The organism is Streptomyces murinus (genome assembly GCF_002154555.1).
Taxonomy (GTDB): domain Bacteria; phylum Actinomycetota; class Actinomycetes; order Streptomycetales; family Streptomycetaceae; genus Streptomyces; species Streptomyces murinus.
Genome location: NZ_MUNF01000128.1, coordinates 1 through 15,415, shown reverse-complemented (window position 1 = coordinate 15,415; position 15,415 = coordinate 1). Strand labels below are relative to the sequence as shown.

Annotated in this window: 16 protein-coding genes; 8 read left to right on the top strand and 8 right to left on the bottom strand. The window is 73.5% G+C overall.

All coding sequences use genetic code 11. The features are described 5' to 3' along the window. From CCN72_RS10045 to CCN72_RS10030, 3 genes are all read right to left on the bottom strand, one after another. A partial coding sequence (locus CCN72_RS10045) for an RHS repeat-associated core domain-containing protein (RefSeq protein WP_143664069.1) occupies positions 1-649 on the bottom strand: 649 nt, incomplete at its 3' end. 488 nt (positions 650-1,137) lie between these two features. Beyond that, positions 1,138-1,734, bottom strand: a complete 597-nt coding sequence (locus CCN72_RS10035) for an NADPH-dependent F420 reductase (RefSeq protein ID WP_086807210.1) — start codon at positions 1,732-1,734, stop codon at positions 1,138-1,140. 43 nt (positions 1,735-1,777) lie between these two features. Beyond that, a complete protein-coding gene (locus CCN72_RS10030; RefSeq protein ID WP_086807209.1) occupies positions 1,778-2,596 on the bottom strand; it encodes an inositol monophosphatase family protein in 819 nt (272 codons plus the stop codon). Positions 2,597-2,735: 139 nt separating this feature from the next. Here CCN72_RS10030 and CCN72_RS10025 point away from each other — a divergent pair, with 139 nt between their 5' ends. Further along, positions 2,736-3,641, top strand: a complete 906-nt coding sequence (locus CCN72_RS10025; RefSeq protein WP_086807208.1) for a LysR family transcriptional regulator — start codon at positions 2,736-2,738, stop codon at positions 3,639-3,641. A 175-nt stretch (positions 3,642-3,816) separates the two neighbouring features. Here the strand turns inward: CCN72_RS10025 and CCN72_RS10020 are convergent, their stop codons facing one another. Next, complete coding sequence (locus CCN72_RS10020) at positions 3,817-5,025, bottom strand: MFS transporter (protein ID WP_244174171.1); 1,209 nt, start codon at positions 5,023-5,025, stop codon at positions 3,817-3,819. Between the two features lie 93 nt (positions 5,026-5,118). Between CCN72_RS10020 and CCN72_RS10015 the strand changes: the two genes are divergently transcribed. Then, complete coding sequence (locus CCN72_RS10015) at positions 5,119-5,961, top strand: helix-turn-helix transcriptional regulator (protein WP_086807206.1); 843 nt, start codon at positions 5,119-5,121, stop codon at positions 5,959-5,961. Here CCN72_RS10015 and CCN72_RS40395 read toward each other — a convergent pair. The 3 genes from CCN72_RS40395 to CCN72_RS10000 all read right to left on the bottom strand — a co-directional run bounded on the left by CCN72_RS40395 (position 5,868) and on the right by CCN72_RS10000 (position 7,275). Continuing rightward, positions 5,868-6,338 carry a low temperature requirement protein A gene (locus CCN72_RS40395; protein WP_244174170.1) on the bottom strand — a complete coding sequence of 157 codons (471 nt, stop codon included), beginning with the start codon at positions 6,336-6,338 and terminating at the stop codon, positions 5,868-5,870. The genes CCN72_RS10015 and CCN72_RS40395 overlap by 94 nt on opposite strands. Positions 6,339-6,654: 316 nt before the next feature. After that, entirely contained in the window at positions 6,655-7,032 is a 378-nt protein-coding gene (locus CCN72_RS10005; protein ID WP_037652724.1) for a hypothetical protein, read from the bottom strand. Positions 7,033-7,035: 3 nt separating this feature from the next. Continuing rightward, positions 7,036-7,275 (bottom strand): hypothetical protein, encoded by a 240-nt coding sequence (locus CCN72_RS10000; protein WP_037652492.1) that lies wholly within the window; start codon positions 7,273-7,275, stop codon positions 7,036-7,038. 214 nt (positions 7,276-7,489) lie between these two features. On the opposite strand from CCN72_RS10000, the gene CCN72_RS09995 reads away from it, so the two are divergent. Together CCN72_RS09995 and CCN72_RS09990 are read left to right on the top strand one after the other, a co-directional pair. After that, positions 7,490-8,212, top strand: coding sequence for a 2OG-Fe(II) oxygenase (locus CCN72_RS09995; RefSeq protein WP_086807205.1), 723 nt, complete (start codon positions 7,490-7,492; stop codon positions 8,210-8,212). 126 nt (positions 8,213-8,338) lie between these two features. Further along, complete coding sequence (locus tag CCN72_RS09990) at positions 8,339-10,738, top strand: SpoIIE family protein phosphatase (RefSeq protein ID WP_086807204.1); 2,400 nt, start codon at positions 8,339-8,341, stop codon at positions 10,736-10,738. Here the strand turns inward: CCN72_RS09990 and CCN72_RS09985 are convergent. Beyond that, complete coding sequence (locus tag CCN72_RS09985; protein ID WP_086807203.1) at positions 10,725-11,273, bottom strand: RNA polymerase sigma factor; 549 nt, start codon at positions 11,271-11,273, stop codon at positions 10,725-10,727. The genes CCN72_RS09990 and CCN72_RS09985 overlap by 14 nt on opposite strands. A 46-nt stretch (positions 11,274-11,319) precedes the next feature. Between CCN72_RS09985 and CCN72_RS09980 the strand changes: the two genes are divergently transcribed. The 4 genes from CCN72_RS09980 to CCN72_RS09965 all read left to right on the top strand — a co-directional run. Beyond that, positions 11,320-12,717 carry a serine/threonine-protein kinase gene (locus CCN72_RS09980; protein WP_086807202.1) on the top strand — a complete coding sequence of 466 codons (1,398 nt, stop codon included), beginning with the start codon at positions 11,320-11,322 and terminating at the stop codon, positions 12,715-12,717. A gap of 160 nt (positions 12,718-12,877) precedes the next feature. Beyond that, positions 12,878-13,588: a DUF4232 domain-containing protein gene (locus tag CCN72_RS09975; RefSeq protein WP_086807201.1), complete on the top strand. Its 711-nt coding sequence runs from the start codon at positions 12,878-12,880 to the stop codon at positions 13,586-13,588. 85 nt (positions 13,589-13,673) lie between these two features. Further along, positions 13,674-14,927: an SLC13 family permease gene (locus tag CCN72_RS09970; RefSeq protein ID WP_086807200.1), complete on the top strand. Its 1,254-nt coding sequence runs from the start codon at positions 13,674-13,676 to the stop codon at positions 14,925-14,927. A 15-nt stretch (positions 14,928-14,942) separates the two neighbouring features. Next, positions 14,943-15,415, top strand: a 473-nt coding sequence (locus CCN72_RS09965; RefSeq protein ID WP_086807211.1) for a universal stress protein, incomplete at its 3' end; no start/stop codon positions are given.

The following is a 15,415-nucleotide window of genomic DNA, read 5'->3' as shown; positions in this document are numbered from 1 at the left end:
CGCCACCGGGGTCCATGACGTTCATGAGGCCGGCGGGGTCGCTGCCGGAGACAGGGTTGTCGGCGGCATAGGTGTAGCCGTCGATCTGCTGGGCGTCGGTGAGTTCGAGGACGGGGTCGTCGGAGATGAAGCGACCGATGGTGGGGTCGTACTCGCGGGCTCCGAGATGGGTGAGGCCGCTGGTGGCGTCCTCGGTGCCGCCGACGAAGCCCTTGTCGCCGAGCCACGGGGCGGAGGATGCCTGGGGGTCCCGGTTGTTGCCGAAGGGGTCCAGTCGGCGGCGTGTGACGGCTTGTGTGGTGGCGTCGACGGCTGTTTCGGCTGTGTCGTGGGCGTCGGTGACCTGCCACTGGAGGCCGCCGGAGCTGGTGCGGACGGCGACGGTCTGGCCGGCCCAGCTGTAGTAGCGGGTACCGGTGGTGGTGTTGGTCCCCTTGAGGAGGCGGACTTCGGTGTCGCCGAGGTAAAGGGTCGTGCCGGAGTCGTCCCGGGAGAGCAGCCGGTTGCCGTCGGCGTCGTACAGGTAGGACTCGGAGGTGCCGTCGCTGTTGGTGACCTTGTCGAGGTGGCCTTCGTCGTCCCAGTCGAGGGTCTGGGCCTTGCCGTCGATGGTGCGGGTGCGGGTGTTGCCGGACGCGTCGTAGGTCAAGACGGGTGTTGCCGGACGCGTCGTAGGTCAAGAGGTGACGCAACCCTTGTTACAACCTCGCGCTCCTGGACGACCGAGTCGTTCGGTCGCGCGGCCCGGACGACTCCTTGGGCGCGGGCCAGTTGACGCAGTGCGGAGCACGCCGCCGACGCCGCGGGCCGGTCTGCCAGTAGGGGTGCCACCACAGCCGAACCGACAGGGGCAGCAGGTGGTGCCGTGGGGGCCGGGCGCGGCGAGCGCTTCGTGGGCGGCGCTCCGGGCGACTTGCGTCTGCACCAGGTCGTCGGGGAAGGCCGTCACGTCCATACCGGTATCAGATCGCTTGTTCGTGTCGCGTGTCGCGGCGGGCGCGTGCGGTCCTGGCGTGGCGGTCGGTGCGGTCGGGTTGGTGGTTGGCCTCATGGTTCGAATCGGGCGTGCCACCTACGGGGCACGGAACGCGGCCGGTCGTCCCGGGCTGCGCAGCCGCCGGAAGCCGGGGGCCGTGGTCAGCGGGCGATTGTGATGGCGAAGGGTGCGAGGCCGTTGGAGCGGATGATGTGCGGTACGAAGAGGATCGCGGCCTCCGTGGCGCGGGCGGTGTGGATTCCGCCGAGGTCGGTGATCCATTCTTTGCGCCAGCCGAGGGTGGTGAGCAGTTCGCGGACGGTCTGCTTGGCCTGGGGGTCCTCGCCGGAGAGGAAGGCTTCGGGTGCCTGGGTGAGGGTGGCCGGCGCGGTCATCACCGGGAAGAGCATGGTGTTGAGTGTCTTGACGACGCGCGTTTCGGGGAGTGCTTCCTGGAGTTGCTCGGCGAGGCTGGAGCCGGGGTAGATCAGGTCGGCGGGCAGTCCGTCGGGGCCGTCGACGGTGGCGTTGGAGACGTCGATCAGGATCTTGCCGCGCAGTTCCTCGCGCAGGGCGGCGAGCCGGTCGAGCGAACCTGCGCCCGGTGTGGCGTTGATGACGATCTGTGCGGTGCGGGACGCGTCGGCGGCGGCGCCCGGCGTGCGGTCCGCCACCCTCACCTCGTGCCCTGCCCGGGTGAGGGCCGTGGCCAGGTTGCCGCCGACGCGGCCGTTTCCGAGGACGGTGATCGTGGTCATGGTGGTCCGGTTCCTCCGTGTGTGCGGTGGTGGTGGTGCGCGGTCAGCGGGTGAGGGTGGCGACGGCCTGGGAGTGGATGCCGGGCGCGCAGGCCAGGAAGCTCTCGCTGTGCGGGGTCCGGGGGCGGCCCTCGGCGTCGGAGATCCGTCCGCCGGCCTCGGTGACGAGCAGTGCCCCCGGCAGGAGGTCCGCGCGGGCGCCGGCGAACTGCCAGAAGGCGTCGATCCGGCCGGCGGCCACGTTCAGCAGATGCAGGGTGGCGGGGACGGCGGTGCGGACGACGAGCGCGTCGCTGAGCATGGCAGTGATCGAGGAGCCGACGCGGCGCACGACGTCGTCCTCCTCGCCGGGCCGGGCCTGGCTGGTGGCCACGATGCTCAGGCCGAGGTCCGTGGTCGGGGCGACGTCGAGCGGGCGGCCGTCGAGATGGGCGCCCGCGCCGGTGAGCGCGGTGTAGGTCTCGCCGGTCATCGGCAGGTGGACGGCGGTGAGCACGGGCCGGTTGTCGCGCACGAGGGTGGCGGTCACCGCCCATTCCGGCAGGGCGTGCAGATGGTTGATGTTGCCTTCGGCCGGGTCCACGACCCACCATTCCCCGGGCGGCAGCGCCCCGCCGACCAGTTCGTCCTCGACCCAGCCGGCGTGCGGGCGCAGACGCGTGAGGCGGGGGCGCAAGATGTCGAGGGCCGTGTCGTCGTTGGCGGCGAGCGCGCGCATCAGCTCCTCGCGGGTCTGGTGGCGGACCACCTCTCCGAAGCGCTCGCGCAGCGCGGATCCGGCCGCGCGTACGGCGATCGCGGTCCGGTCGAGCAGCTCGGCGTCGGAGGTGGCGACGTCGGCGGCCGCAAGGGTTTCGGGCATGGCGTAACTCCCTTTGGAGATTGGGGGGTTGAGGCTGGTGAGGCCGAGTCCGGCGCTCTGGTCCTGCGCTCTGGTCTCGAAGGTATAGAGCCCCTTGATTAACTTCAAATGCATGTCAGGCACGGCTAGGATTACTCACATGCAACTGGATTTGAACCTCCTGGCCGCGCTCGACGCGTTGCTGGAGGAGGGCAGTGTGGCCGGGGCGGCTGCGCGGCTGCATGTCACCGCCCCCGCGATGAGCCGGAGTCTGGGCCGGATCCGGCGCACCACCGGGGACCAGATCCTGGTGCGCACCGGGCGGACGATGGCCCCGACGCCCTACGCGATCGCCGTACGGGAGCAGGTGCACGAGCTGTTGCGTCAGGTCCAGGGAGTGCTGGCGCCGAGCCGTGAACTCGATCTGGCGACGCTGGAACGCACCTTCACGCTCCGCTGGCACGATTCCCTGGTCGCCCTGAGCGGCCCCGCACTGCTCGCGGCCGTGCGCGAGCAGGCGCCGGGCGTACGACTGCGCTTCGTCGCCGAATCGAGCCTCGACACACCGGAGTTGCGGCGCGGTGAGGTGGACCTGGAGGCGAATGCCAATCGCCCGAGCGCACCGGACATCCGCGCCGAGAGCGTCGGCGGGACCCGTCTCGTCATCGCCGTCCGGAAGGGGCATCCCCTCGCCCGGGGCAGAGCCGTCACCGCGGAGCAGTACGCCGCCGCCGAGCACGTGAACGTCTCGCGGCGCGGCAACCTCGCCAATGCCATCGACGATGCCCTCGAAACGCTCGGCCTCACCCGCCGCGTGGTGGCCACCGCGCCCACGGAAGCGGCCGCGCTGGAGTTCGCGCGCGGCTCCGATCTGCTGATCAGCGTTCCCGAGGCCACCACACGGTCCGCCGTCGCCGACCTCGGCCTGGTCGTGCTCCCGCTGCCGCTCGAACTGCCGTCGGCACCGGTCTATCTGTCGTGGCATCAGCGCTACGACACCGACCACGCCCACACCTGGCTGCGCGGGCTGGCACGGACCGCGTTGACCATGCGCGAGGCGCCATAGGGCGGGCGACGCGGCCCCAGGGAAACCCGGGTTGACGCTGCGCCCCTTCTGCGGCCCTGACCACGCGAAAGCCGGGGCCGGCAGTTTCCTGCCGGTCGCCGGCTCGGGCGCCGCGGGGTGGAACGGCCACCGGGCGACCCTCCCGGGCTTCAGGACTCCGACCCTGGACGGGGGTTCAGGACTCCGGGGCCGGGCGGGGGATCAGGGCGTGCACGGCGGCGGCCGCGAGGGCGATGGCGACGCCGGTCAGGCACAGCGCGCGGGCGGTGATTCCGTGGTCGACCAGGATGCCGCCGAGGGCCGCGCCGAGGGCCTGGCCCAGGTAGACGCCGGAGGAGTTGAAGGAGATCACGACGCTGGGCAGCGTCGGCGCGAGCGCGGTCAGCCGGTGGTTGTTCGGGGCGGCCAGGGCCCAGCCGGCGGCGCCGTTGAGCACCATGACGACGATCACGAGGACCATCGAGGTGCACACGGTCAGCGCCGCGAGGGTGACGACCAGCAGGGCGATCGCGACGGTGAGGGTGCGGGCCGCGCCCAGCCGGTCGGTGAGCCAACCGCTGCCGAAGGAGCCGACGATGCCGCCGACGCCCCAGGCGAGCAGCGCGGCCGCGAGGCCGGTCCCGTGGATGTGGGCGATCTGCCCGAGCACGGTGGCCGTGTAGGTGTAGACCATGATGCTGCCGCCGCCGGCCAGGAGCATGAAGGCCACCATGGCGACGACCCGGCGGTTGGCCAGCACGGCGAACCGCCGCGCGAGCGGGATCGCCGGCGGGATCGGCAGACCGGGCAGCACCACCAGGAGACCGAGCAGGGCCAGGGCGCCGACGGCCGCGACGAAGACGAGGCCGGCCCCCCAGGACAGGTGCTGGCCGATGGCGGTGCCGACGGGGACACCGAAGACCGTGCCGACGGTCAGACCGCTCAGGATCACCGACAGCGCGCGGCCACGGGCGGCGGGCCCGGCGAGCGCGGCCGCGGCGGCGGAGGCGTTCGGGGTGTACAGGGCCGCGCCGAGGCCCGCGACGACACGCGCTGTGAGCAGCAGGGGCAGGTTGGGCGCGGCGGCGGAGGCGAGGTTGGCGAGGACGAACAGGGCGAGCGCGACCGCGAGCAGGGGCTTGCGGGGCAGCCGGCTGGTCAGCGCGGCCAGGAACGGCGCGGTGAGGCCGTAGGTCAGCGCGAACGCGGTGATGGTCTGCCCGGCGGCGCCGGTGGAGATGTGCAGACCGTGGGCGATCTGCGGGAGGATGCCGGCCAGTACGAACGAGTCGGTGCCCATGGCGAACGAGCCGAGGGCGAGGACGGCGACGGGCCTTCCCCAGGCGGGCGAAGACGCGGCGGGAGCGGGGCTGTTGATACCCGCGGCAGTGGATGACGTGGTCACGAGAACACAGTGCGGCGGTTCCCGAAGCGGGTACAGAGGGGCAGTCATGCTGGTGTAATGACCACCAGGACAGGGCCGTTCGGGGGTGCTTGGATGACCGGCATGCAGCGTGAGCTACTTGCGGCGTTCCTGCGCTCCCGGCGCGAGGCGCTCTCCCCCGAGCGGGCGGGACTGACTCCCGGACGGCGGCGCCGCACCCCGGGGCTGCGCCGCGAGGAGGTCGCGCAGCTCTCCGGGGTGAGCCTGACCTGGTACACCTGGCTGGAGCAGGGCCGGGACATCCGGGTGAGCCGGCAGGTCCTGGAGGCGCTCGCGCACGCGCTCCAGCTGACCCCGGCCGAGCGGCGGCACCTGTTCACGCTGGCGGAGACGGCGCTGCCGGCCGAGCGTCCCGAACCGGTCGCGGTGAATCCGACCCTGCGCAAGCTGGTGGAGACCCTCGACCCGTTCCCGGCGCATGTGATCAACGACTGCTGGGACCTGCTGGCCGCGAACCGTGGTTACGCGTCGCTGGTCGGGGGTCTTGAGCAGTTGCCGCAGGAGGAGCGCAACAGCATCTGGCTGCTGTTCACCCGGCCGCAGATGCAGTCCCTGCTGGTCGACTGGCAGCGTGAAGTCCGCGGCATCCTGGGCCAGTTCAGGATCTCGGTGGGCCGCAACCCCGACGATCCGCGGGCCGCGGCCCTCATCGACACCCTGACCAGGTCCAGCGGCCAGTTCCGCGCGCTGTGGTCCGAGCACCCGGTGCAGGCGTTCCAGCCGACCCTCAAGCGCTTCAGCCATCCGACGGCCGGGCGGCTGGACCTCAACTACACCAAGCTGGACGTCGCGGAGACGCCCGGTCAGCACCTGGTGGTGTTCATACCGTCCTCGGAGGAGGACGAGCGGGCACTGGCGCGCCTCGTCGAGGAGTCGGGGCAGGCGGCGCTGCTGTAGGGCGGACGGCTCTTCGCCCAAGGCGGCGCCTCAAGCGGTGAGTTGGTGCCCGCCTCCCCTAAGGGCATCCCCTCCCGCACCACGGCATCCATACGGCATCGAGGCCGCGGGCGCAGGACATGTGCGAAGGCGGACGCGGCGAGGCGGAAGTAGAGCCACCACGGGCCGCAGCCGGTGCGGAACGCGAGGGCGACGGCGACGGCGGCCAGTTCGGTGGTGCCGAGGCGGCGGCCGCCCACCCGGGCGCCGACGGAGACGACGTTCTCGCCGAGGGCGATGATGATGAACAGGCCGAACCGTTCGGGGAGATGGTTGGCGCCGAACGCCAACTGCCGCAGATGGCTGCTGAGGACGAGCGGGGCGTGGCATGCCCCCACTCGCGGATGAACAGTCTCAGGGCTGCGACCAGCCGGGGTGCGGGGCGAGCACGTGCGCGACCTGGCTCACCCCGAAGGCGAGCACCGGATCGTAGAAACCGCTGCACCAGCTTCCCTCTCGGCCTACGGGGTGCGACAGGAATCGCGGATCGCAGGGCCGACTGTGTGCGGCGGCGGGCGGCGCGCACGGGACGCTCCGGGAAGTCGGCGGACGGTCTGTCCCAACTCCGGCCCCGCGCGCGGCGCCTGGGCAAAAGAGCCCTGGGCGCTCCGCACGCGGGTGTCCGGCCCCGTGCCCGGACCGGTGCTCCGGCGTTCAGATCTGCCAGGAGCGGAGCCGGTCGGCGGCCCCGTACACGTCCGCCTTGCCGGAGATCAGATCGCGGGCGAGGTCCACCAGCGCGCCGTACGGCGGGTCGATGCCGGCGCCGCTGACGAACATGTAGGCGACCGCGGTGGCGCAGGCGAAGCGGGCGTTGGCCGCGGGCAGCGGCTTGAGCAGGGCGAGGGTGTGCAGCAGGGCGGCGGCCCGCCAGGCGGGGTCGGAGTCCACGCCGAGCCGGGGCGGGTCGACCCGGTGCCGGGCGACGGCGGCGACCAGAGCGGAGAAGTCGTCGACCGTGGGCTGCTCGGGCAGGACCTCTTCATGCCGCTGGAGCAGCCACGGGACATCGATATGGATGACGGGCGGCATCACTCAGGCGGCCTCGCCCCGTGCGGGCGGCTCGTCCTCGGGGAACGCGGCGGCGAACTCCTCGGCGTGCGTGGTGAAGAAGCTGCGGAACGCCGCGGCGCCCTCCTTCAGCGCCCGGTGCCGGGCGATGTCGGCGGCGGCGGCCTCGCGGACGAGGGCCTTCATCGACGTACCGCGCTCCTTGGCGATCTGCCGCAGGTCCTCTAGTTCCCGGTCACTGAACTCCACGTTGAGAGCTGGCATGGACCAAACGGTACCGCTCGGGTACTCGCCAGTAAATTTCCGCAGGTCACGTCATCTCAGCCGCGGTACCGGCGGTGGCCCAGGGGTGCCCGAGAGCCGTGTCCGATTCCCGCCGGTCCCCGGGCGTCCGGCGGCGCAGACTCGGCACGGACGACGGTTCGAGGAAGCCCCGGACCTGTCGACGAAGCCCGGACCCTTCGAGGAGGCACCGCACATGGAGTTCACCCCGGCCGAGGGCCGCCGCCGGGTGGCCGGCACGGACTGGGCCGCGCTCGCGGCCGAGCTGGACGACGTCGGCTGCGCCGCCAGCGGGCCGCTCCTGACGCCCGCCGAGTGCGCGGAGCTGGCCGGCCTGTACAAGTGCCCGGAGCTGTTCCGCACCACGGTCGACCTGGCCCGGCACCGCTTCGGCTCCGGCGCGTACCGCTACTTCACCCACGATCTGCCCGCCCCGGTGGCCGTGCTGCGCGGCGCGCTCTACCCGCGGCTGCTCCCCCTCGCCCGCGACTGGGCGGCGCGCCTGGGCCGCCCGGCGCCCTGGCCGGACACCCTGGAGGAATGGCTGGCCCGCTGCCACGCCGCGGGCCAGGACCGCTCGGCGCAGATCCTGCTCCGCTACGGCCCCGGCGACTGGAACGCCCTGCACCGGGACGTCTTCGGGGACCTGGTCTTCCCGCTCCAGGTGGTCATCGCCCTGGACGTGTACGGCGCGGACTACACCGGCGGCGAGTTCCTGATGGTCGAGCAGCGCCCGCGCGCCCAGTCCCGGGGCACCTCGACCGCCCTGCGCCAGGGCCATGGCCTGGTCTTCACGACCCGGGACCGCCCGGTGCGCTCCCGCCGCGGCTGGTCGGCCGGCGCGCTGCGGCACGGGGTGAGCACCGTACGATCCGGGCGGCGGCGGACGCTGGGGCTGGTGTTCCACGACGCGAGCTGATCACCGCACACCACAGGTACCGGCCCCCCGGGAGGCCTGGCGTCCGCCGGTGTGCGGGAAGCACTAGGCTGGGGGCGCGAGGGGTGCCACCTGTTCACTGTGAGTGTGCGCTTGGGAGCGGCGACGATGAGCCGGGTCTATCCGTTCGACGAGGCGGCGACGGCCCGAGCTGTCATCGATGACGACGGAACGCTGGTGGAGTGGAACGAGGGCGCGCGGCGCCTGCTCGGCCACCCCGCCGCCACGGTCGTGGGCCGCCCCGCCGCGCGACTGCTCCTCGGGCCTGCCCCCACCCTGCCCCGGGGCTCCCGCTGGCACGGCACGCTCGCCGTGCGCCACCTCGACGGCCACAGCGTCGACGTCTGGCTGCTGGCCCGGTACCGCCCGGCGCCCGACGGCGCGGGGAACCGGTGGATCCTGGTCACCCCGGTGCCCCACGCGGAGCCGCCCGGCGCCGACGATCCGCTGGGCGAGGCGGGCCTGATCCAGTCGCCGTGCGCGATCGCGGTGTACGACGAGGAGCTGCGGCTGCGCCGGATGAACGACGCCATGTCCGTGGTCTCCGGGCTGCCGGAGGACCACGCACGGGGGCTGCGGTTCACGGAGCTGGTCGACGGTCCGCAGAGCGAGGAACTGGCGCAGGGCATGCGCGAGGTGCTGGCCACCGGCCACCCGCTGGACGTGCGGACCTTCATGCGGGCCGGCGGCGAGAGCGGGGCGCACGCCTGGCTCGCCCGGATGGCGCCGGTGCACGACCGCGCGGGCCGGGTGCGGGGCGTGTGCCTGGCCGCGCACGACGTCAGCGACAGCCACCGGGCCCGGCAGCGCCTCCAGCTGGTCAACGAGGCGAGCATGCGCATCGGCACCACCCTCGACGTCACCCGGACGGCGCAGGAACTGGCCGACATGTGCGTCCCCGCGCTCGCCGACTTCGTCACCATCGACCTGCTGGATCCCGAGGAGTACGGCGGTGAGCCCCCGGCCCGTGTCGCCACCCCGGTGACCCTGCGCCGGGCCGCCCACCGTTCGGTCCTGGACGGGGTGCCGGAGGCGGTGATGGAGCCGGGGCAGACCGAGCGCTATCCGGGCGGCTCCCCGCAGGCGGACTCGCTGACCGCGGGCCGCACACTTGTCTTCTCCAGGACAACGGGCGGCACGAGCCCCTGGATGAACTGGAACAGCGCCCGCACCCGGCAGGTGCGGCGCTTCGGCATCCACTCCACGATGTCGGTCCCGGTGCGGGCCCGCGGCCTCACCCTGGGCGTCGCGGTCTTCGTACGGCACCGCCGCCCGGACAGCTTCGACGCCGACGACCGGATGCTCGCCGAGGAGATCACCGCCCGGGCCGCGGTCTGCATCGACAACGCCCGGCGCTACTCGCGCGAGCGGGAGACCGCCCTCGCCCTGCAACGCAGCCTGCTGCCCCGCACCTTGCCGCGCACGGCCGCGCTGGAGGCGTCCTCCCGGTATCTGCCGGCGGCACGCGCGGGGGTGGGCGGCGACTGGTTCGATGTGATCCCGCTGTCGGGGCTGCGGGTCGCGATGGTCGTCGGGGACGTGGTCGGGCACGGCGTCCAGGCCTCGGCCGCCATGGGCCGGATGCGCACCGCCGTACGCACCCTCGCGGACATCGATCTCGCCCCGGACGAACTGCTCACCCACCTGGACGACCTGGTGATGCGGCTCGCCGAGGAGACCGGCCGGGACGGCAGCACCGGCGAGGTCGGCTCGACCTGTCTGTACGCGGTCTACGACCCGGTGTCGCGGCGCTGCACCCTGGCCCGCGCCGGGCATCCGCCGCCCGTCGTGCTGCCGCCGGGCGGCCGCCCGCACCAGCTGGACCTGCCCGCGGGCCCGCCGCTGGGCCTCGGCGGCCTGCCGTTCGAGTCCGCCGAGGTGGAGCTGGCGGAGGGCACGGTGCTCGCGCTGTACACGGACGGTCTGGTCAAGTCCCGGGACCGGGACGGGGACGCCGGGCGCGCGATGCTCTTCGAGGCGCTGAGCGCGGGCGGCGGCTCGCTGGACCTGTCCTGCGACCGGATCCTGCACACCCTGCTGCCGTCCGGCGGCGCCGCCGACGACGTGGCGCTGCTGCTCGCCCGTACCCAGGGGCTGCCCGCCTCCCAGGTGGTGACCTGGGACATCCCGGCGGACCCGGCGCTGGTCGCGCCGATCCGCAAGCAGGTGGTGGAGCAGCTGGACGTATGGGGGCTGAGCGAGGCGTCGTTCACGGCGGAGCTGGTGGTCAGCGAGCTGGTCACCAACGCCATCCGCTACGGCGCCCATCCGATCCGGCTCCGGCTGATCCATGACGCGGCCACGCTGATCTGCGAGGTCTCCGACACCAGCCACACCGCCCCGCATCTGCGCCGGGCCAAGACCTTCGACGAGGGCGGCCGGGGGCTGCTGCTGGTCGCCCAGCTCACCCAGCGCTGGGGCAGCCGGCACACCGGGGACGGCAAGACGATCTGGGCGGAGCTGCCGCTGTTCGAGGAGGACGACCAGCCGCCGGTCAGGGGCTCGTGAGCCAGGGCCGTACCTGTCTGCGGGCCTCGTGCAGCCGGGACTTGAAGGTGCCGAGGGGGATGCCGGCGCGTTCGGCGGCCTCGGCGTAGTCGAGCTGGCAGATGTCCCGGTAGACCAGCGGCGCGACCAGCTGCGGATGCTCGCGCTCCAGCCGCTCCAGCGCCTCCAGCAGGTCCACCCGGGAGCCGGCGATGACGCTGGTGGTGCGCGGGTCGACGGCGTGCGCCGGCTCGATGACGACGGGCTGCTCGGCGGCCCGCCGCTTCAGCTCGCGGTACTTCTGCCGGCAGCAGTTGGCAACCACGGTGTACAGCCAGGTGCTGAAGCGGCTGCGGCCCTCGAAGGTGCCGATGTGCCGGGCCACTTGGAGCAGTACGTCCTGGGCGGCCTCCTCGGCGTCCTCCCGGCAGGGCAGGAAGCGCCCGCAGCGGCGTACGACATCGGGCCGCAGCTCGGTCAGCAGCCGGTCCAGGGCCGCCGGGTCCCCGGCGGCGGCATACCGGGCGAGTTCCTCCACCGGCGCCTCGTCCCGCACGTCACGCTCCCCTTCGAGTCGATCTCAGGGCAGGCATGATAGTCGTATGCACTCCCTGGAGCGGATCGGCCGCTACCGTCTCGAACGGCCGCTGGGCACCGGCGCCTTCGCCACCGTGTGGCTCGCCCATGACCCGGAGCTTCAGGCCCCGGTGGCGGTGAAGGTGCTCGCCGAGAACTGGGCGCACCGGCTGGACGTCCGGGAGCGTTTCCTCTCGGAGGCGCGGCTGCTGCGCCGGGCCGGTTCCAGCCGGGTGGTGCAGGTCTACGACATCGGTGAACTCCCGGACGCAAGGCCGTACTTCGTGATGGAGTACGCCGACGGCGGCACCCTCGCCGATCTGCTGCGGGACGGTCCGCTGCCGGTGCCGGAGGCGCTGGCGCTGACGGCTCAGGCGGCGCGGGCCGCCGCCGCGCTGCACGAGGCGGGGATCGTGCACCGCGACATCAAGCCGACCAACGTACTGCTGCACACCGCTCCGGACGGCTCCCGGCGGGTGCTGCTGGCCGATCTGGGGCTCGCCAAGAGCCTGGCGCAGGGCTCGGTGCTGACCCTGGCGGCGGGGTCGGCGGGCTACCGGCCGCCGGAGCAGGCGGAGCCCGGCGCGGGCATCGACGAGCGGGCCGACGTCTACAGCCTGGGCGCGGTCGGCTACGAGCTGGTCACCGGGAGCGTGCCGGGTCCGCCCGGCAAGGTGGTGCCGCCCGCACGGCTGCGGCCGGGCCTCGGCGAGGACGTGGCGCGGGCGCTGCTGCGGGCGCTGGAGCCGGACCGGGCGCGGCGCTGGCCCGGCGCCGGTGCGTTCGCGGCCGAGCTGGACCGGCTGGCGGGCCGGCCCGCGGCCGCGGGGAGGACCGCGCGGCCGCGTCTCGACCGGGTCCGGGGGCGGCTGAACACGGTGACGCTGTCGGTGGCCGCGCTGGTCGCCGCCGCGCTGGCGGCGGTCACGGTGACCGTGGTGCTGCACCGCGGCGGGGCCCCGGAGCAGCCGCGGGTGGCGGACGCGGGCGGCCGGGTGAGTGTCCGGGTGCCCGCGAGCTGGGACCGCGAGCTGCGCGACTCCGGCTGGGACCCGCGGGTACTGGGCCTGGGCTCCGGGCATGAACCGGGTCTGGTGGTGGCCGACGACCTGGCCCGCTGGCCCGAGCTGACCGCCCCGGTCGACGGAGTGTTCGTCGGGGTCAGCGCGCACGGCGATGTCACCGCACGGGTGAAGGCGCTCGCGCACTCCGCCTGCCACTACTCCAGCAGCCGTGATTTCCGCGGTGCCGACTGGCACGGGCTGGTGCGGGCCTGGAGCGGCTGTCCGGACGGCGGTTCGATCACCGAGTCCGCGCTCGTCCCGGCGGGCGGCGCCACCGAGCCGCAGGTGTATGTGCAGCTACGCCAGCGGGGTGACGGCGACGCCACCGATGGCGTACTGCGCTCCCTGCGGGTGCGCTGAGGGGTGAGCCGAGGGTCGGTCCGGGGCCGAAGCGGGAAAAAGAATCCTCGTGTTCCGAACTTTTCCCACCCTCCGTGCATCGGAGTGGGGTGACGGCGCACTCGGCACCGTAGGCACGCGTCCATCCGCGTGCCCCGACCAACCAGGAGTGTTGAGCGACATGGTGTACACCCCACGGTCCGCGCGGCGCGGAGCCCTGTTCGCGGGCTCGGTCGCCGTGCTGGGCCTGCTGACCGCCTGCGGCACCGGCCAGACCGTGCACAGCAGTTCCCCCATGACGTCCTCGGGTACGGCGGCGCCCGCGACCGGCGACTCCTCCGCACCGGCGCCCTCCGGCACCCCGACCGCGTCCTCCCCCGTCTCCTCCGTCTCCTCCGTGCCCACCGGCGCCCCCTCGACGGCGCCCACCCGGGCGACCGCCACCTCGGGCGGGGGCACCACCGCCGCGGCGAGCACCCGCTGCCACACCTCCGAACTGCGGGCCTCCGTGGGCCGCAACGACCCGGGCGCCGGGCAGGAGAACTTCCCCGTGGTGCTCACCAACACCTCCGGGCGCACCTGCACCGTGCGCGGCTTCCCGGGCGCGGCCTTCGTGAACGCGTCCGGCGGCCAGCTCGGCCCCAACCCCGGCCGGGAGTCGGGTTCTTCGACGACGGTCACGCTCAAGCCGGGCCAGAGCGCCTGGGCCGGGCTGACCTTCTCCAACCCGGGGGTCAGTGGCGCGAAGACGGCCAAGCCGGCGGCCCTGCTGATCACCCCGCCGGATGAACGCGATCATCTGAAGGTGACGTGGACGGGCGGTGAGGTCCCGGTCTCCGGCAACTCCTCGGCCGTCTTCCTGACCGTGTTCAGCCCCGGCACCGCTCCCTGACCGTGCCGCCCCGGCCGTCGCGAGGCGGCCGGGGCCATCTGTTTTCATGGGCGGGAAAGCGTGATCGAATCCGGAAGGACCCGCCCTGAACAGCGCGCTCGCCGAAGCACTCGCCGTGGTACTGCTCCTCGCGGTGCTCGCCTTCGCCGTCGTACGGCCCTTCGGGTGGCCGGAGGCGGTCATGGCCGTCCCGGCCGCCGGGATCGTGATCGCCTCCGGCGCCATCTCCCTCGACCACGCCCGCGCCGAGGCCGAGCGGCTGGGTCCGGTGGTCGGTTTCCTCGCGGCGGTCCTGGTGCTCGCCCACTTCTGTGCCGTGGAGGGCCTGTTCCGGGCGTGCGGGGCATGGATGGCCCGCTGGGCGGCGGGGCGTCCGGTACGGCTGCTGACGGCGGTCTTCGTGCTCGCGTCCGCCATCACCGCCGTACTCAGCCTGGACGCCACGATCGTGCTGCTCACCCCGGTGGTGTTCGCCACCGCCGCGCGCACTGGCGTACGCCCCAAGCCGCATGTGTACGCCTGCACGCATCTGTCGAACACGGCGTCGCTGCTGCTGCCGGTGTCCAATCTGACGAACCTGCTGGCGTTCGCGGCGAGCGGGCTGAGCTTCACCCGGTTCGCCGGGCTGATGGCGCTGCCGTGGCTGGCGGCGATCGCCGTGGAGTACGTGGTGTTCCGGCGGTTCTTCGCCGGTGACCTCGCGGCGGCGGCCCCGGCGGGCCGGGACACCGGCGAGCCGCCCGTCTTCCCCCGGTTCGCGGTGGTGACCGTGGTCTGCACGCTGGCCGGGTTCGTGGTGGCCTCGGCGTTCGGCGTCGAGCCCGCCTGGGTGGCGGCGGCCGGGGCGCTGGTGCTGGCCGGGCGGGCGCTGCTGCGCCGCGAGGCGAGCCCGGTGGCGGTGGTGCGGGCGGCGGCCCCGGCGTTCCTGGCGTTCGTGCTCGCGCTGGGCGTCGTGGTGCGGGCGGTGGTGGACAACGGGCTCGCCGATGTGCTCGGGCATGTGGTGCCGGGCGGCACCGGGCTGCCCGCGCTGCTGGGGATCGCCGCGCTGGCCGCCGTCCTCGCGAACATCGTCAACAATCTGCCCGCCGTACTGGTCCTGCTGCCGCTCGCGGCCCCGGCGGGCCCCGGCGCGGTGCTCGCGGTGCTGCTCGGGGTGAACATCGGCCCGAACCTGACCTACGCCGGGTCGCTGGCCACTCTGCTGTGGCGGCGGATCGTGCACCAGCACGAGCACGGTGTGAACCTCGGCGAGTTCACCCGGCTGGGTCTGCTCGCCGTGCCGTCCTCCCTCGCGGTCGCGGTGGTGGCACTGTGGGGGTCGCTGCACGTTCTGTGACGGGAGGCCGACCCGATGCGGGTGATCGTCTGGCTGGTCGAGGGCACCTGGCCCGCCTGTGTGGACGCCGTGCGCACGCATGCGCCGGAGTCCGCCGAGGTGGTGCTGCTGCATGTCAGCGGACCCGATGTGCCCGGGGTCGCGCACGGCGCGTTCGCGGGGCTGCTGGGCCGCGGGCACCCGGAGCGCGATCCCGGTGTCCTGCTGGAGGAGTTGGGCGGGACGTCGGCGGCCGAACTCCTGGCGGCGGCGGCCGAGCGGCTGGGCCGGCCCGCCGTGTGCGAGGAGCGCGCGGGCCGGGTGGAGCGGGAGGTGGTGGCCGCCGCCGAGGGGGCCGATCTGCTGGTGCTGGCCCGGGACGGCGACCGGTCCCGGCTCGGTCCGCGCAGCCTCGGCCCGGCGGTCCGCTTCGCCGTCGACCACGCCCCCTGCCCGGTCCTGCTGGTCTGGCCCGAACCGGCCCCCGGCCTCGCGACCATCCCCCCTCC

What these genes read in the sequence shown, in the direction of transcription:
- CCN72_RS10035 (WP_086807210.1), bottom strand. Translation starts at nt 1,734, where the DNA reads ATGACCACGATCACCGTCCTCGGAAACGGCCGCGTCGGCGGCAACCTG.
- CCN72_RS10030 (WP_086807209.1), bottom strand. Translation starts at nt 2,596, where the DNA reads ATGCCCGAAACCCTTGCGGCCGCCGACGTCGCCACCTCCGACGCCGAG.
- CCN72_RS10025 (WP_086807208.1), top strand. Translation starts at nt 2,736, where the DNA reads ATGCAACTGGATTTGAACCTCCTGGCCGCGCTCGACGCGTTGCTGGAG.
- CCN72_RS10015 (WP_086807206.1), top strand. Translation starts at nt 5,119, where the DNA reads ATGACCGGCATGCAGCGTGAGCTACTTGCGGCGTTCCTGCGCTCCCGG.
- CCN72_RS10005 (WP_037652724.1), bottom strand. Translation starts at nt 7,032, where the DNA reads ATGCCGCCCGTCATCCATATCGATGTCCCGTGGCTGCTCCAGCGGCAT.
- CCN72_RS10000 (WP_037652492.1), bottom strand. Translation starts at nt 7,275, where the DNA reads ATGCCAGCTCTCAACGTGGAGTTCAGTGACCGGGAACTAGAGGACCTG.
- CCN72_RS09995 (WP_086807205.1), top strand. Translation starts at nt 7,490, where the DNA reads ATGGAGTTCACCCCGGCCGAGGGCCGCCGCCGGGTGGCCGGCACGGAC.
- CCN72_RS09990 (WP_086807204.1), top strand. Translation starts at nt 8,339, where the DNA reads ATGAGCCGGGTCTATCCGTTCGACGAGGCGGCGACGGCCCGAGCTGTC.
- CCN72_RS09980 (WP_086807202.1), top strand. Translation starts at nt 11,320, where the DNA reads ATGCACTCCCTGGAGCGGATCGGCCGCTACCGTCTCGAACGGCCGCTG.
- CCN72_RS09975 (WP_086807201.1), top strand. Translation starts at nt 12,878, where the DNA reads ATGGTGTACACCCCACGGTCCGCGCGGCGCGGAGCCCTGTTCGCGGGC.